General features: G+C 31.7%; 19 protein-coding genes. 3 read left to right on the forward strand and 16 right to left on the reverse strand.

All coding sequences use genetic code 11. From position 1 onward, the window contains the following. Positions 1–41: 41 nt before the first annotated feature. On the reverse strand, positions 42–941 hold the full coding sequence (locus GM661_RS14680) for a PfkB family carbohydrate kinase (protein ID WP_230867510.1): 900 nt from the start codon (positions 939–941) through the stop codon (positions 42–44). Beyond that, positions 941–1,933 carry an ADP-ribosylglycohydrolase family protein gene (locus GM661_RS14685; RefSeq protein ID WP_230867511.1) on the reverse strand — a complete coding sequence of 331 codons (993 nt, stop codon included), beginning with the start codon at positions 1,931–1,933 and terminating at the stop codon, positions 941–943. Before GM661_RS14685 ends, GM661_RS14680 begins: the two co-directional genes overlap by 1 nt. A 577-nt stretch (positions 1,934–2,510) precedes the next feature. On the opposite strand from GM661_RS14685, the gene GM661_RS14690 reads away from it, so the two are divergent. Further along, positions 2,511–3,242, forward strand: a complete 732-nt coding sequence (locus GM661_RS14690; protein ID WP_230867512.1) for a GntR family transcriptional regulator — start codon at positions 2,511–2,513, stop codon at positions 3,240–3,242. A 135-nt stretch (positions 3,243–3,377) separates the two neighbouring features. Here GM661_RS14690 and GM661_RS14695 read toward each other — a convergent pair whose 3' ends face one another. Further along, positions 3,378–4,121: an ABC transporter ATP-binding protein gene (locus GM661_RS14695; RefSeq protein ID WP_230867513.1), complete on the reverse strand. Its 744-nt coding sequence runs from the start codon at positions 4,119–4,121 to the stop codon at positions 3,378–3,380. Between the two features lie 237 nt (positions 4,122–4,358). Between GM661_RS14695 and GM661_RS14700 the strand changes: the two genes are divergently transcribed. Then, on the forward strand, positions 4,359–5,543 hold the full coding sequence (locus tag GM661_RS14700; RefSeq protein ID WP_230867514.1) for a sensor histidine kinase: 1,185 nt from the start codon (positions 4,359–4,361) through the stop codon (positions 5,541–5,543). 81 nt (positions 5,544–5,624) lie between these two features. Beyond that, entirely contained in the window at positions 5,625–6,263 is a 639-nt protein-coding gene (locus GM661_RS14705; RefSeq protein WP_230867515.1) for a response regulator transcription factor, read from the forward strand. 109 nt (positions 6,264–6,372) lie between these two features. On the opposite strand, the gene GM661_RS14710 is transcribed toward GM661_RS14705, so the two are convergent. The 13 genes from GM661_RS14710 to GM661_RS14770 all read right to left on the reverse strand — a co-directional run bounded on the left by GM661_RS14710 (position 6,373) and on the right by GM661_RS14770 (position 22,626). Beyond that, positions 6,373–7,026 carry an ATP-binding cassette domain-containing protein gene (locus GM661_RS14710; protein WP_230867516.1) on the reverse strand — a complete coding sequence of 218 codons (654 nt, stop codon included), beginning with the start codon at positions 7,024–7,026 and terminating at the stop codon, positions 6,373–6,375. A 1-nt stretch (position 7,027) separates the two neighbouring features. Next, positions 7,028–8,140 (reverse strand): FtsX-like permease family protein, encoded by a 1,113-nt coding sequence (locus tag GM661_RS14715; protein ID WP_230867517.1) that lies wholly within the window; start codon positions 8,138–8,140, stop codon positions 7,028–7,030. A gap of 12 nt (positions 8,141–8,152) precedes the next feature. Then, positions 8,153–8,791, reverse strand: a complete 639-nt coding sequence (locus GM661_RS14720; protein WP_230867518.1) for a hypothetical protein — start codon at positions 8,789–8,791, stop codon at positions 8,153–8,155. Between the two features lie 283 nt (positions 8,792–9,074). Next, positions 9,075–12,140 (reverse strand): efflux RND transporter permease subunit, encoded by a 3,066-nt coding sequence (locus tag GM661_RS14725; protein WP_230867519.1) that lies wholly within the window; start codon positions 12,138–12,140, stop codon positions 9,075–9,077. A gap of 13 nt (positions 12,141–12,153) precedes the next feature. Then, positions 12,154–13,572, reverse strand: coding sequence for a TolC family protein (locus tag GM661_RS14730; RefSeq protein WP_230867520.1), 1,419 nt, complete (start codon positions 13,570–13,572; stop codon positions 12,154–12,156). Further along, positions 13,550–13,789, reverse strand: a complete 240-nt coding sequence (locus GM661_RS14735; protein WP_330165262.1) for a TolC family protein — start codon at positions 13,787–13,789, stop codon at positions 13,550–13,552. The genes GM661_RS14730 and GM661_RS14735 overlap by 23 nt, the downstream gene beginning before the upstream one ends. After that, positions 13,738–14,637: a TolC family protein gene (locus GM661_RS14740; RefSeq protein WP_230867521.1), complete on the reverse strand. Its 900-nt coding sequence runs from the start codon at positions 14,635–14,637 to the stop codon at positions 13,738–13,740. Before GM661_RS14740 ends, GM661_RS14735 begins: the two co-directional genes overlap by 52 nt. Continuing rightward, entirely contained in the window at positions 14,627–15,880 is a 1,254-nt protein-coding gene (locus GM661_RS14745; protein ID WP_230867522.1) for an efflux RND transporter periplasmic adaptor subunit, read from the reverse strand. Before GM661_RS14745 ends, GM661_RS14740 begins: the two co-directional genes overlap by 11 nt. Before the next feature lie 872 nt (positions 15,881–16,752). Next, positions 16,753–18,315: a glycoside hydrolase family 172 protein gene (locus GM661_RS14750; protein WP_230867523.1), complete on the reverse strand. Its 1,563-nt coding sequence runs from the start codon at positions 18,313–18,315 to the stop codon at positions 16,753–16,755. 100 nt (positions 18,316–18,415) lie between these two features. Next, positions 18,416–19,525, reverse strand: coding sequence for a glycoside hydrolase family 172 protein (locus GM661_RS14755; protein ID WP_230867524.1), 1,110 nt, complete (start codon positions 19,523–19,525; stop codon positions 18,416–18,418). Positions 19,526–19,544: 19 nt separating this feature from the next. Beyond that, entirely contained in the window at positions 19,545–20,390 is an 846-nt protein-coding gene (locus tag GM661_RS14760; RefSeq protein WP_230867525.1) for a carbohydrate ABC transporter permease, read from the reverse strand. Between the two features lie 15 nt (positions 20,391–20,405). Next, positions 20,406–21,287: a carbohydrate ABC transporter permease gene (locus tag GM661_RS14765; RefSeq protein WP_230867526.1), complete on the reverse strand. Its 882-nt coding sequence runs from the start codon at positions 21,285–21,287 to the stop codon at positions 20,406–20,408. Positions 21,288–21,408: 121 nt separating this feature from the next. After that, positions 21,409–22,626, reverse strand: a complete 1,218-nt coding sequence (locus tag GM661_RS14770) for an extracellular solute-binding protein (protein WP_230867527.1) — start codon at positions 22,624–22,626, stop codon at positions 21,409–21,411. Between the last annotated feature and the right edge of the window lie 55 nt (positions 22,627–22,681).

The following is a 22,681-nucleotide window of genomic DNA, read 5'->3' on the forward strand; positions in this document are numbered from 1 at the left end:
GTCCTCCCATTTATTAATAAAATATAATTACTGTTTCTTTGCTAAACTAAAAATTGTAATTTATCAAAGGATTCTTTATCAATTTTAGTCCCTTGTACTTGCACTATCTTTCCTGCTACTTTATTTGCTAATATACAAGCATAATTAAAATCATATCCCATTGAATATGCTGAAATAATAGCTCCTATGTGACTATCGCCTGCTCCGATTGTATCTACTACCTTAACTTTTTCCCCTTTCATTTGGGTAGTTTTATTTCCATCATAAAATAAAGTCCCATCACCTCCCATTGTAATAAATACATTATTTTTATTTAATTCATATAAAGCCAAAATACTATCTTCCACACTGTCTTTACCTGTAAAATCTAAAGCTTCTTTTTTATTTAAATGTAAGATAGGTCTAGTTGAAAAAATTCTCTTCATAACACTCTCTTCTATTTCAGTTATAACTGGTCCGGGTGCAAAAAAAATATTTTTATTTTCTTGTTCTGTTAACCAGTGTGATATTGTTTTCCCACTTTTACCACAAACCTGATATCCTGCAACATATATATATTGATATTCTTCCATATTAAGATCATCAAACCACTTTTTCTTATACTTTCCTTCTATTCCCTTTACATTTATAAATGTTCTTTCTCCATCATCTTCAACTAAGCATAAAGAATAACCACTATCCATTTCTGAATCATTCACTAATACCTTGTAGTTCTTTGCTTTTAAGTTTTTCTTTATAATATCTGCATATACTCCATCACCTACTGGCACAAATAAATCATGATCAATATCAAAATTATATAAAATATTTGCAACATTATAAGCACATCCACCTATAGATAATGTTCTTTCATTACAAAAGATATCCTCACCCTTTTTAGGTAATCTTGGTATCTTCATAATAATATCTACTATAGCTGCACCAATAACTAAAGTTTTCATTAGATAAAGTTCCTTCCTTCCATCAAGATATCAATATATTCATTAAAATTTAAATTATTTTGTTTCTCTAAAACATCAATATATTCTTTCTTAATAAATTTACCACCTTTAAGTGCTCCACAAATTGCAGTTGACATAGCCCCTATGGTGTCTGTATCTCCTGCCAAATTTGCACAAAGTAAGCAAGATTTATTAGGATCTTGTGCATAATAAGCAATTGTAACTGCTGAAGGAACAGATTCACTAATATTTGTTCCTGCACCTACTATATCATATAGTTTTTCTAAGAACTTATCATCATTTCCTTTATATTTATCTGCAATTTCAATTCCTATTTTTATTCTCTCTGTTAATGAAGGGCTATATGTTTCTACACCTAAAATCCTTGAAATAGGTTCCATATCAAATATATCTTTTAAAACAATTTGAAAATCATCATTCTCTATAGCAGAACTAACAGCAACTGCAATCATAGCTGCTCCAGCTATAGTTATATCACTAGTATGTGTAACCTGAGAAACTCCATATACAAATTGAGCCAATCTTTCTTTATCCTCAGCTTTAAAAAGACATCCAATTGGTGCAATTCTCATAGCTGAACCATTTGATAATGCTTGATCTGTTACTTTCTTTGCATTTAATCCATCTCTAAAATTAGCTAATGCCACTTTTGAAGTAGGTCCTAAAATATTATTTTCGAAAGCACTTTCCTTTTCTGCCCACTTTAAAAGTCTTGTTGCAATATCCTGTGGTGAAGGTTTAAAATCTGTATTTTTAATGGAATCTAATAAAACAAGAGCTTGTCCAGTATCATCAGTAAATTGCCCTCTCTTATAGTTAAATGCCACTTCATTTTCTTTTGGTCCATCTAAAAACCCTTCAATTTTACCAAAATAAGCTTTTACTCTATTCCTTCCCCATAACTCTGCAGGCATTCCCATTGCATCTCCTAATGCCATTCCATAAAGTACCCCTGCCATCTTATTTCTCACTATTTATCACCCCGTTCAATTTTTAATACAACTTGTTATTATGACTAAGTAATACAACATGTATTGTTTTTTTAATTATACGAGTTTCCATTCCATATGTCAATATTAAATTTAAGTCCCCTAATTAAATTAAACACAAATTTCAGATATTTTTCTCTCGTTTTTGTAGTTTTTCTATACTTTTATAATTTGGGGTAAATGCAATCTGATTATATATGTTATATACAAAATGCTAAACCTTATTTAGATTTAACATTAAAAATTAATCACTTTCATTAGTTTTTCGATTCGTTTAATATTTTATCGTCCCATTGGGCACTCCTGAGTTAGTATATATCGTCCAGTATCTAGCCGAAAGGCAGGGCAAATTTTTATGTTTTTTTCTTGAACTTTACTCTTTAAAATTGTTATAATTGAACAAAGGTCTGTATTGTTAGAAAAATGTTTCACTTCACGAGTAAATTTTAATATATTTGTATAACAGATAGACAAATACTACTTTCGACTCTCATGGATTGATGTATTAAATAAAAGTATTATTGATTACCATCTAAGACACAGGAAAACGGGGGTTAAAATGAAAAACAATAAGAAATTACCAAAATACGAAAAGATTAAATTAGATTTAATAAAAAAAATAAATAATTCTGAATTAAAGCCCAATCAGATAATACCTTCAGAAAATGAATTATGTGATGAATATGGTGTAAGCAGAGTTACTGTTAGAAAGTCAATTGATGAGTTAGTTCTAGAAGGGTATCTATATAAAATGAAAGGCAAAGGTAGCTTTGTAAAAGCTAAATCTCCAGCTGAAGGAATACCAAAAATACATAGCTTTACAGAAGCTATATTACATCAAGGAAAAACTCCATCTAAATTATTAATTTCCTTAACAATATCAAAACCAGAAAATAAAATTGCTGATAAACTAAATATAAATATAAAAGATGATGTATATATAATAAAGTGCTTATATTCTTCAAATGGAAATCCATTTTGTTTAAATAAATCTATATTACCTCAAAAACTGTTTCCTAAACTTAATTATTTTGATCTTAGTAACAACTCTTTATATGAGATATTAAAGTCTTTTTATAACTTAAACTTTACTCGTGCTACTCAAACAATTAATGCAACTACAGGTAATGATTATATCTATAATAAATTAAATGCTGACGTTAATACACCATTATTAAAAATAAATGCTACATCATTTTGTATACATGATAGTCAAGAAATTCCTTTTGAAATATATGAATCATTTATTTTAACTGATATTATGAGTTATTATGTTGAAAAATTTAATTAATGCTCTACCAATCTTATTAATACGCTTTCTTTCACCCCATATCTCTGCTCTACCAGTTCCTGATTAACAGAATAATTGAACAACAAACTAATCTTATTAATAGACAGAACCTACCCAAATTTCTAAAATTATGGTTCAATATTTGTTGTTTACAAGGAAAAAAAACCAGGTAGGTAATCCATAATAATATATCCAACTTTCTTTTTCGTCATCAGCTATCTTGCCGTTCTTAATTCCAACTATTTTATAAGCATAATCAATCATTTGAAGATCCCGGGTGGAAAAAATAATGGTAGTTCCTAAATCTTCATTTATTTTGACTATTATCTCCATAATCTGATCAGCGGTTTTTGAATCCAAATTAATAGTCGGCTCATCTAATAATACTAATACAGGTTCTTTTACCATAACTACAGCTATTACTGCCCGTTTTTTCTGAGCACTGGATAATTCATTTGGCCTTTTGTTTTTCAAGTCATATAGTTCAACATATTGTAAAATTTGCATTACTTTATTTTTTGATTTTATATTATTTTTTTCTACCAATCTAGCAGCATATTCTATGTTCTCATAGACAGTCATATATGGTATTAAATCAAAATCACTAGAAATATACCCAATATTATCTTCCCTAAATAAGTCTAAATCTTGTTTCCCAAAGCTAGATAACTCTTTACCATCAAAAAGAAATTTGCCACTGCTAGGTTTATCTAAACAACTAATTATGTTCAGTAAGCTTGTCTTCCCTGAACCAGCAGGACCAAATATAGTAGTAAATTTACCTTTTTCTACTACTAAATTTATATCCTTCAAAGCAACTACCTCAGATTTTCCCTGACAATAAACTTTATTGATATTTTTTAATTCCATTAAATTCATTAACTCCCCCACCCCATTATCCTTATTTTTTATACTTCTTTATGGTAATTTTGATGATACAGGAGATAATTACTAATTCTTAATCTATATTTTGGATTTTATATAGAGTATAACTAATTATTCCATTCTTTATATAGTAACTTTAGGCACTATATTACATATTACTTAAGTAATATTTTAAAATTCTTTCCTGGATGATATAATTTTAATAGAACAATTAGGAGGGAAATTTGATAAATGACTGAGCAGAATAAATATTTAATAAATAATAAATACATTAAAATAATAATAGGTTCTTTTATCCTATTAATAACATACTATCAGATTTATAATAGTTTGAATTATATTCAAACTATTATATTTTCTATCTTATTCTTATTATTAATAGCAAATGAGTTCTTAAGAAACACTAATGAAATGATGATAAAGAAATGGTACTATTATTCACTTGCTCTATCCATAATTTTAGCAGCTATATTAAATTGCTTAACACCCACTTTATTAATAATAGGTTATTATTATTTTTCTAAAGTAAACGAAATTTTTTATATCAAAAATAAAAAAAAGCAATTGTTGTTTCTGTTAATTCATTGTACTTTGTATTTAATTGTAGTTATTGTAAATAATCTGGAAGGAGTTATTTATCAAAATTTAATCCAGATTGGGATAGCATTTTTTCTTTACTTTAGTATTATTTATCTCATATATATATATCATTCTATACATATAGAGAAAGAAGAAACAAAAAAACTAAATGAAAAATTGAGACTATCAAATATAAAATTACAAGAATACTCACAAAAGATTGAAGAACTTTCTATCGCCAGAGAAAGAGAAAGAGTTGCCCAGGAAATTCATGATTCTCTGGGCCATTCATTGACAGCCTTAATAATGCATCTAGAATTCGCAGAAAAAACTTTTACCAAGAACCCGGAAAAAGCACAAAAAGTTATTATAAAAGCAAGGAATATTGCAAAATCTAGTACAGCCAAATTAAGGGAGGCTGTTGATGTCCTAAAGAAAGAACGCAATATTGAAAGCCTAAAAAATTCTATAAATGAACTTATAGATAAATTTTCAACATTAGGTAATATAAAAATTGATTTAATAATGAATGAAGATTTAGAATCCTTAAATCCTGACTTTAAGCTCTGTCTCTATAAGACAGTTAGAGAAAGCTTAACAAATAGTATAAAACATGGAAACGCAACATTATTTAAACTAAAACTATTTATAAAAAATAATAACTTAACATTAATAATTAAGGATAATGGTATCGGTTGTGATGAAATTACTATGTCAAATGGTTTAAAGGGGATAGAAAATAGGATAAAAACTCTAGGTGGTTATGTTGACTTTGACAGTCATAAAAACGAAGGATTTTTAACAAAAGTAAAAATTCCCATACACCAGAAAATATAAAATTATATGATATTAAGTAGATATTCTTAAAATAAAAAAAAGAATGAGATAATCTTAATTTAATAAGGGAGGCAAATATAAATGATTAACACTATAATTGTCGATGATCAGCCAATTGTAAGAGATGGTATAAAGATGATACTAAGCCTTGATGATAAAATAAATATTCTGGGGGAAGCAGAGAATGGTAAACAGGCACTTGAAATGATCCCCAAAAAGATACCTGATGTTGTCCTTATGGACATTAGGATGCCTGTCATGAATGGAGTTGAGGCAACCAAACTGATTAAAGAAAAATATCCTGATATAAAAATAATCATTCTAACTACTTTTAATGAGGACGAGTTTATATTTAACGGGCTAAAAAATGGGGCTGATGGCTATATCTTAAAAGATTCCGATTCTGATGTCCTAATTGATGCTATTAAAACAGCTTATAAAGGAAATATATTACTTAATCCTGATGTTACTAAAAAAATTTTAAATTCATTAAATAATGAAAATAAAAGTTTAAAAGATGATAAAAAACTTAAATCACTAACAGACAGAGAAATGGATGTTGCCAAATTAGTCGCTGCTGGTAAAAGTAACAAATCTATTTCTAAAAAGCTATTCCTAACAGAGGGCACTGTAAAAAATTATGTTACAAAGATTATGGCTAAATTAGAATTAAATAACCGGACTGAACTGGCACTTTATATAAATCAAATAAATCAATAACTAATTATTCAACCTGGATTTGAACCAAAAATAATTCTATCACCAAAACAAAATCATTTAAAAATCATAAATCCAGGCATTAACACCTGGACTCTTTAGTATAACCCTATTATTTTATTTTTTTTACATTTTGATTCTGAATTTTGTATGTCTCATTAGCATAACCACAAATATCTCTATCATGAGTAGCTATAATTATTAGATTATTATTAACTACACTATTTTTTTTTATTAACTCAATAATATTATACTTATTATCATTACCAAGCGCAGAAGTCGGTTCATCAAGAAGCTTAATACCTGTTTCTGCTAGAAGAATTTGAATTAAAGAAACCCGTTGTCTTTGTCCAAAAGATATATTAGGTGGATATTTATTCTTAATCCCTAAAACATCAAGATAATCTAAATAATAATTTATTTTATCCATATTAGCTGTAACTAAAAGCAAATTTTCCTCACACGTTAACCAGTTGACTAAAGGATAGTGTTGAAACATTAAACTACACATTGTAGTGCGAAATTTGTTGAAATCAAAGTTAACGCCTTTTTTAATTTCAATTTCATTAACTCGAACAAAACCGCTCTCTGCTAGTAAAAAACCGTTTAAAAGGTAAAGAAGAGTACTTTTTCCTAGCCCGGATGATCCTAAAATAATAATAATCCCGTTATCCCTACTAATATGGATATTTAAATTTTTAAAAATATATTTATCATTCTCATTTCTGGCGAAACATATATCATGTAAAGTTATCTCATATAGCATCTTAAACCCCCATAATTAATTTATCCATCCTATTATTATTTATATTTCTAATTGAAATATAAATAATTACAAAAATTATTGCAATAAATATTGGCATATTCAACAGTAATTCGTCCAATGATATTTTGGCCATAAAAATAATATTTTTGAATACAATATATTTAAGAAATAAAATAAACAATACTGATAATAATAATCCTGATAAGAAGCTAACTATCGTCACAAGCAACATTTCCTTAATAACATAAATTATTATCCTGGATCTGGATACGCCATTTGAATAAAATAAGGCATATTCTTTTAATCTATTCTGTAAATATAAAGACAAGTATAAACCAACAATAAGAGTTAATGAGATTGTTAGAATACCAGTTATTATCCATATTAATTTTATTAAATTTTTATTTTTTTTAGTATAATTTTCTATTAAAGTCCTCGCAGTCTGGAAATCCAGACCAGGAAAATTACTTCTTAAGATACTTCTGTTCATCATTTTTATATCATTTTTAGTAAATAATATAAGCGATGTTTTTGACCCAGTTTTCCGTTTAAAATAGTCTAAAGAAGCAATTCCTAGCGATAAATTTCCAGCAATTATTCCTGTTACTTTGAACCTACCCCAGAGAAATTCATTTTTATCTATTGCATTACCAATATAATCATTAATTTGCAATTTTTTTATTCTAATAATATCACTACTCAAGATAATCTCTCTGGTATCTTTTTTAGGCAAGTGTCCTTCCATTAAACACAAATTATTATATTTCATAAATTTTTCAATATCTTCTTTTCCCAAAGCAAAAATCGGCCGATACTCATAATTTAAGATACCGGGAACACTTACAATAGCATCTTTAAATGAAATTATACTTTGTATTTGATTATTTTGCCGCAGCTCTCTTTTTGAATAATTGTCAATAACATTAACTGTTGGTCTTACTATACTAAAATTATTCAAGGGTTTTTTCCAGGCCCTTAATTCTACTTCAGAAACATACCTCGTTAGAACAGATACAATAAATATCGCTGCAGAAACTAGTGAAATTATAACGATTAAAAAATATAGCTGCTTTCTATTTCGATAGATTGATAAAGCTACTGGTGGTAATTTCAAATAAATCATCCTTTAAAATGGTAAATTTTCAATTATTTTTTGTTGAGCAAGCATTACCGCTTCAATCAATGACGGATCATCAGAAAAAGTTATTCCAGTTTTATTTATACCATCACTCGTGGCTTCCCATAATAATTTACCTGAATCTGTACCAAATGTAGAATAACGAACTGTTACTCTTGCTACCCCGAGTTTTACACTTGGTGCTTTTTGGTTTACACCATAATGACTATTTTCTTGATATACATTCACAATCTCTCCTTGCATAAGACCATCAACACCAAGTACATCTCCTATTTTAAAAAGTGTTTCTGTATTAGGAACACCAGTGCTAGCATAATCTTCTAAAAAAGCTGACCATTCGGAAGTAAGCCCTTGTTTATTTAAAATTTGAATTATTTCAACTGTACTCATAATCTCAATATTTGGATTAATTTGATGAATGCCTTTAGCAATCCCTCTATTTATTGCTCGAGATTCACCAGCCGTCAAATTAACATTTTTCATTGGAAATATTGCCAACCTTGTAATTGTATTCTTTGAAAAACTTGGATCAGAATATGTATTAATTGTAGCCCGGTCATAACATCCACTTAATAAAAAAATACCCAGTAAAACAAATAATAAAAAGATTAATTTTTTCTTATACAATTAAACCAACTCCTAAATATTTTAAATTATTTAATGTAAGCCATATAGCGCTGATAATGTATTTTAACCGTATTACCTATTTTCGGCCATTATCAGCACCACTTGCTTTTAAGTAACTACTTGGCAGCTTATTGCCTCAGTAGAACTTATACTTTAATGCAAATATCATTCTCCCTTTTTAAACGTTGATTTTCTTTATCCAATTGTATTAATTCTTTTTCCTGAAGAGTTCTGTTATCCTTCACTTTAATGGCAAAAGATAATATTAATTTAGCTACTTAAACTAAACCGATTTTTTCGACGCTTCCCAGGAAATTACTTTTTTAAATAATCCTTTTAAATCATGGAGCAAGGTGTAGACTACAGGTATTATAAACAAAGTTAATAAGGTAGAACTAAATAGTCCTCCAATAACTGCATAAGCCATTGGTACCCGCATTTCAGAACCAGCGCCTGTAGCTAAGGCCACAGGAACCATACCAAAGATTGTTGACAAAGTAGTCATTAAAATAGGACGGAATCTAACCTGCCCGGCCTCTATCAAAGCCTCATTTATCCCCATACCTTCTTTCATTCTCTGAATAGTAAAATCAATTAATAGGATAGCAGTTTTTACAACCAGCCCCATTAACATAATTATACCAATTAAGGCCGTAAAACCCATTGTACTACCTGTAAGATATAGCCCTACTATTGCTCCTATTAGGGCCAGCGGCAGAGAAAACATAATAGCCAGCGGGTCCAAAAAACTTTCAAACTGGGCAGCCATGACCATAAAAATAAAAAGAACCCCCATAGCTAAAGCAATCACCAGGCCCATAAAACCCTCCTGCATAGTAGCATTCATTCCACCCGCTTTAATACTTATACCTGCCGGAACCATCATCTCATTTTTAAACTTATTTAGATATTCGTTTAAAAAATCATCTGCAGCTATACCAGTAACATTAGCAGATAGTTCTATTTGCCTGTTCCGGTCATATCTATTTAATGTAGCATCTGTCGTAGTAAAAATCTTTTTAGTAACCTGGTCCAGGAGAACCATCTGATCATTGGAACCAGGAACATAAAGGCCATTAAGACTAGCAAGGTTACTCTGCTGTTTCCCCTGCATAGATACCCGAACATCATAACTATCTTCTTCAGTCTTGTATTTTCCTACATTAATTCCTTCAAATAAGCTGTGTAAAGTATTTATTACTGAAACCGTGTTTACCCCTAAATCTGCTGCCTTATCATTATCAACCAGTAATTTCATTTGCGGTTTCCCCGGTTTATAGTTAAGACTGACATCCCTGGCGTGGGGATCCTGACTCATCAGCTTTTTAGCTTTAAAGGCAAAACTTCTAAGTGCTTCATTGTTATCACCCTCGATACTGATACGTACTTCCTTGAGAGCATCAGTATCATTTGCAGCATTTATAGCCAGTTCAATACCTGGTACCTTTTTTAAATCCTGACGCATTTTAGAGGCAATAAGCCTGGCACTATCTTTCCTATCGTTTTTCTTAAGCAGATTAACCACAAAAGATATCTGTTCTTTTTCCACTTTCGTATAAATCGATTTCACTTCAGAATATTTGTTAATGATTTTTTCAATTTCCTCTGCCTTCTGGCTGGCTTTAGTTAAAGCCAGTCCGGAATCAAGATCTGCCAGAACCATAAGCATATTATCGTCAGTTTTGGGATCAATCTGCAGCCCTAGTAAAGAAAGCAAAGTTAGACTCGCTAAAAAAAGTACCATTACCAGAGAAAGAGTAATCAATCTATGCTGGAGAACAACAGCCAGAAATCGAGAATACTTCTCAGCTAATTTTTCGAAGAACTGATTAAAATTATTTAAAATTTGGTAAAAAATACCTTTTCTTTTCTTCTTTCTATTTTTAAGCAACTTGGATGCCAACATAGGTACAACGGTCAATGCCATAAATAATGAGCATAATACACTAAAAACTACCGTAAGTCCAAATTCAAAAAAATATCTTCCGATAAAACCCTTCCCCATTGCTGTAGGTAGAAATACAGATACCATAGTCATTGTTGCTGCCAGCACAGCCGGCCCTATTTCGGAGGTGGCTTCTTTTGCTGCCTGAACCGGGGTTTTGCCTAGATGCAAGTGGCGGACAATATTTTCTATAACAACAATTGCATCATCTACAAGTAAGCCTATTGATAATGACAGAGCCATTAAAGACATTGTATTAAGTGAAAAGTTCATAACTTTAAGAGCAATAAAGGTACTGATTATTACTGTTGGGAGGGTAATAGCAGTAATCAAAGTACTCTGCCATTCATTTAAAAAAAGGAAAACAACCAGAATTGCCAGCAGACACCCTTCCAGAATACTTTTGACCACATCATTCACCGAATTACGAATACCTACTGAATTATCCTGTACAATATTAACATTGACCCCTTCGGGAATAAGCTCTTTAAGATTAGTCAGTTCCTTTTTAACGCCATCAACAACTTGCACAGTATTAGCGCCAGATTGCTTGATAACATCAATACCGACAGCCTGCTTTCCCTGGAAAAATGATAGACTGCTGTTCTCCTTAGCTCCATCAATTACCTCTGCAATATCGGCAACCCGTATGTTAACACCATTTCTTCTTGCTACCACAATATCATTAAAATCGGTAACTCTTTGGACTCTATTGTCTATTTGCAAGGAAATCTCATTATTCTTATTGGAAACAGCCCCTCCCAGGCCCTCTAGATTAACGCTTTTCAGACTATTGACCACTTCCTGTACAGTTAAACCATAGGCAGCTAGCTTCTCTTTGCGCAGTTTAATTTGAATCTGACGTTCAGTATTACCATAGATATTTACTGTCCCCACACCTTTAATTGTATAAAGTTTTTTGGCGATTACTTCATCAACAAGCCAGGAAAGCTCTTTAAGCTCTTCCTTTCCAGTTACTGCAATAGAAAGTACAGGGCTTGCTAAAAAATCATATCTACTAATTACCGGTTCATCAATATCCTGTGGTAGCTCACCTCTAATACTAGCAACTTTATCTTTGACCTCCTGAACTGCAAGATAAGGTGATTTATCCATGTCAAATTCCACTGCAGTATTGGAAACACCTAGAGTCATTGTAGAACTAATATGTTTAACACCAGAGATCTGCCCGACAACATCCTCGACTTTCTTGGTAATGTTTGCCTCTAGCTGGGCTGGAGATGCACCATTCTCATTTATTGTAACTGTAACATAAGGTAAATCTGTCTGGGGCACATTATTTATAGTCAAGCTGGTATAACATAAAATACCAACAATAACTAGTGCTGCTACAATAACGGTAATAAATACAGGCCGCTTAATACTAAGATCTGCTAAAATCATTAAATTTCCCCCCCTATTCTGTAAAAATATTTATTATGTCGTTAGAACTTAAATTAATAAAATTTACAAATTTAAAGTTATTGATAAATAACTGGTCTTTTAGAGAAGCTAGTTCAACTTCTGATTCCATAGCATCAAGATAGTATTCCTGATATTCCAGATAATCAATATAACCTATAGCCAGTTGCTGCTCTGCTATTGCTAATTCATGTTTATTTTTTTCTACTGTCAGCTCCTGTTTTTCCAAATTCATTTTAGCCAGCTCAATTGTATTAAGATATTCTTTTAATTTTTCCTTCAAATTATTAATTAGATCTTGATAATCCTGCTGGTTACTGCTTATTTCAGCTTCTTTATCTTTCAGTTTTAGAGCATGTTCCCCACTGTCATAAAAAGTATATGAAGTACTAAAGCCAAGATAATAGCCATCAATATCATCTCCAGAATACTCATTGCCTTCATTACTATAACCACCAATCAAGTTAAGCTCCGGTAAATTATCTTTTTTCAACCATGCTAATTCCTGTTGTAAAATTTCCTTCTCAATTAAATTAGCATAAACATCATAACTATTATTTTCCACTAATTTTAGTAGATCGGTTTGTTTTAAATGTTCAACTGTTAATTGATTCACCTTTTCTTTAATTTCACTAATTAGAGAAATATTACTACTAATTTTAATAGTCTGCTCTCCACTCAAACCAAGAGCATTAGCTAAAGATAATTTACCTTCTTCCAACTCCTTTTTAGTATCCTCTAAAACATATTGAGCTTCCTGTAAGCTTACCTGAGCAGTTAATAAATCATTTTTGCCAGCTTCACCTATCTTTTGTTCCTGTAGTACTTGAGCAAGGTTCTCCTGGGCTTTTTCGACTGCTTTATTATACATATCCCTTTTTTCTATCATTCTACACAAATGCAGATAATCATCTAACCAGCTCAGAATTTGACTGCTTTTTTGCTGATTTAAATTCTTTTCTGCCGCCAGTAAATTTTTGCTATTTCTAAAATAATCCTGCTGTAAATCAGTAGGTAATGAAGCCAGCAAGGGTTGACTGACTTCGATTGTATAATCATCTGAACCAAATTCGTCCTGAATAACACTTATTGTAGGATTTAGAGTAAAACCAGAAGAGAAAGATTTACTTATCGAAAGATCCATCCCACTTTTTTCCGTCAGATCACGATCCAAATATGAGTAATCTGCAGCCAGATCAACCTGCCAATCTTGCCGGGCCAGGATTATAGCTAAATTTCTTTGCAGTTCTTCTACATCTTCCCGGGCCAAGCGAATCTCACTATTATTTTCTAAACCTATTTCAATCACTTCTTTCAGGGATAATTCTTTAGCAGAAATTACTGTTGAACTGGCAATTATGAATAACATTATTAAAACCATGACCAGTTTTTTATTTGCTCTCAGCACTTCCATCTTCTAACACCCCTGACTGTAGATTCATTTCTTGTTGTAAAACCTGTTTTGCTAAATAATAATTGGCTATTGCTGATAAATACTCATATTCAGCCTCCATCATATTTACCTCATATTGTATTGCCTCTGTCCTGGTCAAAAGACCAACATCATATTGTTTTTTACTTATTTTATATTCTTCCTGGGTTTCATCCCAGATATCTTTAGTAAGAGCAATTTTCCTATCGACTCTTTAAAATCATGGTAGTCCTCTCGAACACTATTTTCCAGCTCATCACCGGTATTTTTCTTATCTAATCTAGCAGCTGCTACTTTTTTGTCCTTAATTTTCTTATCAAGTTCAGCATCAGATATCTTTGCTCTTTCAGCATCTATCTGGGCTAATTCTAAATTTTTTTCTTTTAAAATAAGCTCAAGACTATTTTTTAAAGCAGTAGAAACCGCCTGGTCTTCCGTAATTTGCCAGCTGTTTTCAGAACTAAGGTCAGCCAGAACTAATTCAGCTTCTTCTCCCAGATCCAGACTCCTTTTTAATTCTCTAATATACTGCTGGTAATCCTCAGTAGCTGTTTCCAGAGCTAACTTGGTATCACTATAATCGTTTTCTTTTTCAATTAAATCAGTCGTTCCAATATTGCCAATTTTATATTGAGCTCTGGCCTCTTTCACCAGACGTTTCCTCACTTCTAACTGCTTTGTTTTTACTCTTAAATCATAAGTAGCCAGCCAGAGTCCAGTATACTGTTTTATGGTATCAGTAATTACCTGGTATTTAGTATTTTGATATGTATTCTGGGCTGATTTTAAATTTATTTCTGCTTCTAAATCATTATAGCGGGAAACATTGACTAGATTGCTGGCTTTATTCTGCTGATACTCTAAACTGACCCTGGCTAACTCTACCTTAGCTATTTTTAAATCCAGATTATTTTCTAGGGCCATAGTTACTGCTGTTTCAAGATCTATCTTAATCTGTTTAGCAGCAAATACAGAGCAGGATAAATTTATTAATAACAGTGTTAATAAGAGGATTAATAAATTTTTTGGGATACAATTATTTCTCATTTTTATTATCCTCCTCTAAATTTGGTGAAATAACTATTATCTGGTCGCCATCCTGTAAGGTATTTACATTTGTACAGATAAGATCATCTTCACTACTTAGACCAGAACTGATCTCCACCATATTTTTAATAATTTGCCCAATAGTAACATTACGTCTGCGGGCTATTCCCTGCTCATTGACAAAAATATAATAATTCCTCTCATCACCAGCTAAAGCTGTTAAAGGAATCGCTAAAATTTTTAGCTCTTGGGTTCCAGGAACTTCAACCTTGATAAAATCACCTGGATGGAGTAAATGTTTTTGATTATTCACTAATACTTTACAATTAAAAGTTCTCGATGAAGGGTCTGCTGAAATAGAGATTTCTTTTATTGTTCCCTTCAATACAGTTTCATTTTCCTGATTTAATTTAATTAAGACTTGTTTTCCAGTCTCTATCCTGTTCATATTCTGCTGTTCAATCTTAATGACTGCATATAAAGAACTAATATCTTTTACTCTAGCCAGTATTCCTCCTGATTCAGCTATAACCATCTGTCCTAAATTCACATTTTTTGCATCCATTACCCCACTAATCGGTGCTTTTATTACTGTATTTTCAAGAGAGTCTTTTAAAGTACTGATCTTTATTTCTGCTGTTTTAAGATCCCCTTTCGAAATATCAACAGCAATTTTTCCGGCAGTTAAATTTGACTTTGCCAGCTTCAGAGATGTTTTCATATCATCCATTTGGGACTTGGTAATAGCCCCCTGTGTAAAAAGGGTTTTAGTTTTATCATAATCTTCCTGAGCCTCTGCCAGATTAATTTCAAGTTTTTCAAGCTCTACCCGGGCAGCTGCTAATTGATTATTAGCTATAATCAGTTGGTTTTCTGCTGCCTTTAACTGACTTTTTAGATCTTGATCATCTAAAACAATTAAGGGGTCACCTTTTAAAACATTTTTACCATTTTCAAATAATATTTCTTTAACTTGGCCAGATGTTTTACTGCTCACAATCCCTTCTTGATATGCTATAATATTGGCGTGATATGTTTTACCCGGCGTTTCTGTTAGTATTTTTGGTTTCTGTATTTGTACAGCAACCTTATTTGTTACAGTGGCCTGAGGGGCAACTGCTTCTTTCTCTCTTACCTGACTGTTATTTTTAATAAGAAATATTCCCATAATAATGATGAGAATAATAATACTGGACATAATAATTTTTTTGTTTTTTTCTTTTTTTGTGTTAATTGTTAACAACTCCTCTCTAAAATAGTGATTTAATTCTTGTTTATAAACATATTACAAGTTTTGTAAACTGAATTTAAACTGAGTGTTAAAATAAAGAAAGAGCTATTCTCTTTTTTTCATAAACAATTCCTCCCAATTATTGTAAATTGGATTTTTTCTTCAAATATAATAATACTTTGTTATTCTCTTAATAAAAGTATAACTAATTAATCCAATTCCTTATAGTTACTTTAGACATCAAAATATATATCACTAAAGTAACATATTAAAATATCTTATAGATGATATAATCTATATAGAAGTGTTAAAAAGGATAATTTTAACAAACAATCGGGCAGAGTAAAACTTCCCATCTACCAGAAGATATCAAACTTATAACAGTTTAGTAGATAGAATACTCTTGAAAATAAAGGAAGGCAAAGGGGGCTGAGAATGGAATAAAATTACTTGAAATTATTGAAGAAAAGATGCCTGATATCATTCTGACGGGTATCAGGATGTGATGGGTTGACAAACTAGTTAACAAGTCGAAGTCAGTTAATATGGACTGAATTTAAAAATCGGCACACTGTATCTTTTGCAAAGTTAGACTCATTTTTCCCTGTCAACATATTCATATACATGGAATTCCACATAGCTCCATGGGATCAATTTTACATATTTTTGTGTTTTTCCTCCAAAGCTAGTCCTTAATAGTATATTTTAGGGATAAAGAAAAATAGTCACCCCATATACTTCCTGTTATAAAAAATCTAATTTGCTCCGCAAATTACTCTCTCTTATAAACGAAAACCCCCTATCATCAGTGTCTGATAAGGAGTTATATAATAAGTCGTTATTTCTATACATTAGAAGCATAATAATCTATTTTTTATAAATATTTACTTAAAATATCCTACCCGTTCACCTACAGGCACTGCTTGATATGGATCATTGCCTGCGGCAGCTTGATAAAAATAAACAGTAACTGCATATTTAGTGGCATTACCCTCCCATTCATTAGGATAATATTTTTCAAAAACACCCTCAAATGATTTTTGATATGGGACATTATCCGCTACCTGCAATCTTAGCAGTGAGATATTACCATTACTATTATTTTCATTTAAAGTCTGACAGTGAAAGGCACTGTCAAAATGATCTGGACAGGCCCAGGCATAGCCAAAATAGTCTTCAGTACCAGTTCCAAATGTAGAAGGGAATTTTTCCCCATCGACAAAGAATTTTTCATCACCTTCACCCCACCAATAGTCACCAGGTTTGGCACCTTGCCAGTGTTCGACCCAAACTGGATTCCAGATATGAAGATGAATACCACAAAAACGACCTCTACCCTCTGTCTTCAAAAAAGGCCAATCTGGCCATCTATCTTCATCTTCTATCAACAAGACATCACGGTGCCACTTAGCATGAAAACGTCCAAACTTTTCAATCTTTTCATATAAGGGTTTATGAGTAATTATGAATCTTACAGATTGCTCTTCTTTACTATCGTTACTCAATTGTAATAAAGCATTATCACTAAAAGGCATAAACCAGCGGGAATAAAAACCTTCTTCGCTCATACCCATCATTAGGGAATAATATCTATTAACACCCGGCGCTGTACCAAAAAAGTCACCCAGTGGACTCCAGACAGATGCTTCTTCTTCATTATCCCAATAGATACTAATGGCCAATTCCCGCAGCAGTTTGCGTTCAGCAATAAGGCCTGTAGGTAAATCCATCTTAACCTGCAATGAGGTTATGGCTCTGCATTCATCAATGTAACTAATATCTATACTGCATATATCTACTGTTTCTCCAGGTCCTACTTTTATCTCTATTTCTTCGACTTCTTCATCTTCATCAAAAATAAAGGGGTTTTCTCTTTTTTCTTTTAAATTATCATTCACTTCCTGTAATGCTTTACGATCTTCTTCATTAAATTTACCCTTAAAAGAAGGAACTTTAGACTCCTCAGGGAATTCACCATAAGTGACATGATAATAAGCTCCCCATTCTTCACTTAAAGTTATCTTACATGATTTCTGAAAAGTTATAGGAAGATAATTATTACACCCCCTGGCCTTTATATAAACTAATTCAGGAAAATTAAAAAATGGTTTACTATTATCAAAATAATCTTTAAAAGGCATATCCAGTACAGGCTCTTCTGCATCATCAATATATATTTTTATATGTCCCTCTTTTGGATCAGCAGACCAGACCCGCCAGATAACTCCTGGTCCATCTATTTCAGCGATAACTTGTTCTTCCCCCTCTTGACGGATAATACCATCACCATCAGCATTAGCCCCCCAGCCAATATAACTATCTGTTTCACTATCATATTTACTACGTCTATCATAACTGGACCATTGCTTACACTTTTCCCCCTCAAATGGTAATTCAGCGAGTTTTTCTACATTAATTAACCGCTGTACAATATCTTTATATTCCACTGCCATGCCTCCTCATTATTTTTAGGTAATCCCACTTTTTCCAGCACAAATTGTCATCTCATAATAAACTTACTTAAACTTCTAAATACATAAATCACTTCTATCTAGGCCATCTATCTTCTTTCTTCATCAAAGGAACAAAAGGGGTATGAGGTTCAGCTTGATACCAATAGGCTACACTGGCAAGGTCATCCTGTCTTTCAAAAAGGCCTTTATGATTAACACCAATCTGTTGGATAGTAACCCTAATGTCCTCCGCAAAACGAATGGGATCCATGATATGCCAGCGATAAAATCCCCTCATCGGAGGACAATCATCATTATGATATAAATTGTGGACTTCTTCATCATGGTGTGAATAATATGGATAACCTAAAAACGGAGTACAGTATGTATTTTCTACAGTCTTGCCATCTTCCTGCAAGGCAAAACTCCAGGCTCCACCAAAGTAATCTTCCATACCTGTTCCACAAATAGTTGGGTAATCTTCATCTCCATCCAGATAAACCTTAAGCTCACCCTCTCCCCACCAGTATCTCTCAAGTGTTGTAAGGGCTATATAAGTGCCGATATACTGTCCTTTACCTTTCACTCCATCTAAAATAGTATAGTCTTTTTGTTTTTCTGTCAATCTTTCCCGTTTCCACTGCGCATGAAAATAAGCGGTTTCTTCTGGTAATTCATCATACAAACAGTAATCTATCTGATAAAAGAAAGCAGGTACTTCAACCTCATGTTGATTCTCAATTGTAATCCTTGTTTTTTTCCTAAATGGCATTGGGAAATAACAGTTCATACCTCTGGTAGGGTTGACTACAATAGGCATTGAATTTATAATACAACCTCTACCAAAACCATTACAGAAAAAATCCCCTAAAGGACTCTCTACAGATGGTTCCTCTTCATCATCCCAATAAAACCTTATTACTAGATCCCTTAATACAAAATAATCTGCCTCAGTTTTATCTGTAACAGTGATCCAGATATATTGAATAATACCTGGACCTTCTATTTCAGCTAAAGTGGTAGTACTCCCAGGAGCTAATCCTCTAAGACATGGTGAGCCTTTTCTGGATTTCCCTAAATTGCTTGCTGCCATACCACCTTTTCCTTTTTCTCCATGTGGATTTTCTGCCGTAATTGCACGACTTTTTCCATTATTCATTAGTGGTAATGTACTTAAACCATTCATAAATATATTATTAAACATTGTTTTATTTCCTTTCTAATTAGGCTTTTACGCCTCCAGCCATAATTCCATCCATTATTTGTTTTTCAAAGATTGCTACAAATATAATTATTGGTAAAATAATAATCCATCCCATAGAACTCACTAAATCCCATGGTACTGAATACATATTATCTTTAAGAGGGAGTTGTGTAATTGCAGTTGATAATACCTGAATATTGTTCGCATAAAATAAAGGAATAAAAAACTCATTTAAACATGTAATAAAATTAGTTATTGCAACTATTGCAATAGCAGGTTTTAATAGTGGAAGAATTATATGATATATCTTCTGTAAAAAAGTAGCTCCATCTATCGCTGCTGCCTCTTCAATAGATATAGGTATCTCGGAGATAAAATTCCTTAAAATTAAAATTGTAAACGGAATAATCTTACTAATATACAAAATAATTAAGCCAGTATAGGTATCATATAATCCTACTCTCCTCATAAAATCATATAGTGGCCTTGCAGTTACAACATTAGGTATTAGCATAGAAAACAAAATTAACATAAATGCAATCGATAGCCCCTTACTTTTATATCTAGCAAAACCATAAGAAGCCATAACACAAATAATAGTACCAATTATAAGAGTAGTTCCAATAATAATTAACGTACTTACTACTTTTTCTATCAAACCGACATTATAAATTAAATAAATATAATTAGATATTGTTGGATTATCAGGTAAATAATCAATTGGTTGTTTAAATAATTCTCCAGCAGGTGTAATTGAAGAAATAAAAATCCAATATAGTGGAAATAAAATAATAAACGAGACAGTAAGTGCTAATATCCATTTTAGGCCGCTATTTAATATTTTTTTTATTTTATTAAAAATCATTTTTCATTCCCCCTCCTAATTGAATTTTTTATTCACTATAAATATATTAATAAGACTCAATATAACCATTACGAAAAAAAGTATAATTGCTAATGTTGATCCATATCCTAAATTAAGATTCGTGAAGGCCTCTGTTGTTATTCGATAAGCTATTAATGATGTATCATCTCCTGGTCCACCAGAAGTCATGGCATATACAATATCAAAAGAAGCAAGTCTCCACATTGTAAAAGGAATAGACAAAACTAATATACTCTTCATTATTAATGGTAAAGTAATTTTGAAAAACGCCTGTATGGCTCCTGCACCATCAACCCTTGCAGCTTCGTATATTTCTTCTGGTATGAATTGCAGTGCTGCAAGTACCAAAATAGCAAAAAAAGGTAAGTCTTTCCATATATCCATAGCAACAACTGCTGCACGTGCTGTATTCGTATGGATTAACCAACTCAATTCAAAATTAGGTACAAATAATCTGATAAAGTTATTTACCAATCCATAATCATTATTAAATCCCCATTTTGCAGCCATACCTATAACAACCATAGGCATAGCCCAGGGAATTAAAACAATAGTTCTTAAGAACTTTTTCGCCATAAATTTCATATTTAAAATCAAAGCAAGTGCAACTCCTAATATAATATGCAAAGCCATAGAAGCTACAACAAATATTACAGTAAATTTTAAAGAAGTTAATACTTTTGGATCCTGAAAAACATCTATATAATTTTTAATACCTACAAATTCATTAATCCCGCGTAATAGACGAACATCATAAAAACTAATTCTAAATGTTTCAAAAATAGGATAGATAATAGTAAACCCTCTAACTAATAAGACGGGTATAACTAATATCCATGCAATCCATAGGCGGTTTAAACTTCTTTTAGTATGCATACAAATCCTCCTTATTTTTAAGAGTAAATAGTTTAATTATAATCAATAAGCGGGCATTTTTTACAGCCCGCTTATTGATTTTTATAAATTATACTAATTATATGAATATAAACAATCTAAATTATTTATATCTATCTACGTATTCTTGTGCCTTTTCACAAAACTCATCAACACTTATTTTTCCCTGCATAGTTTGTTGGAATATAGTTCCCATATCTGAGATGAACTCCATTGTCTGAGGAACCATTGGGCGTCCTCTAACAATTGTCTCTTCACTATATTTTTTATACATGTCTGTAATTTCATTTCTTGGTAATGTAGCAGCTACATCTGAACGTGCTGGATACCTATCAAAGTTTTCCCAAGCACTAAGCATACCCTCTTTTCCTGCTATATAGTTTAAAAACTTTACAGCAGCATCTTTATTTCTTGATGCTGAGTTTAATACATAGCTCCAGGAATCTGTAAATACACTTCTGGTTTCAAATTTAGGCATTAAAGCCATATGAATTTGGTCTTCACCATACCTTCCCGCATTTCTGTAATCTGTTCCAGTACCCCACATAAATAACATAGCATACTTGCCATCAATAAACTTCTGGTTCATCTGTTCGTATTTATCTGCAATTTGATCTATAGGTGTAACTTTCCATGTATTAACCATATCATACATAAACTGAATCGCTTCTTTATTCGCTGGATTTGTCCAATCAAAATAATCTCCACCAAATAGATTTATAAATGTTCCAATTTCATTAAAAACATAAGTCTTTTCCCACGAACCACCATAACCATAATTGCCATCTTCTGTAGCAGCCTTTGCAAAAGCTATAAAGTCTTCCTTATTATCAATTGATTCAAATCCATATTTATCCAATTTTTTCTGGTCAACCCAAAATGCCAGATAACCGCTGTATCCAGGAACACCAACAATATCTCCATTCCTTGAAGTAATCATGTCTTTTAGATATCCTTCAGGAAAATATTCAATAATATCATCTGTCAATACTGTACCTTGTAGTGGTTCAAGCCAGCCAGTACTCTTAAATGAAGCTGCCATTTCATCATTAATCTCCAATATATCAATACTACTATCTCCTGATGATAAAACTGTTGTTACTTTTTGCTGACGGGTATCAGAATTAGTAGGGGCCGCAATTACCCTAATATTTAAACCAGTACCTGCTTCTACATCTGCAAGCCAGTCATCAAAATTAACATTAGTTGTCATAATACTGTATAAAGTTAGGTCATATTTTTCATCAGCTAATACTGTCCCTCCAACAAAAAAACTTACTATTAAAGAAATAACCAGTAATTTAATAATCCTTTTTTTCATTTTTTTAACCTCCAAAATTTTTATTTTCTTTCTTCACTTTGTATCCCTTCCGTAT

The organism is Iocasia fonsfrigidae (assembly GCF_017751145.1).
In the GTDB taxonomy this organism is placed as follows: domain Bacteria; phylum Bacillota; class Halanaerobiia; order Halanaerobiales; family DTU029; genus Iocasia; species Iocasia fonsfrigidae.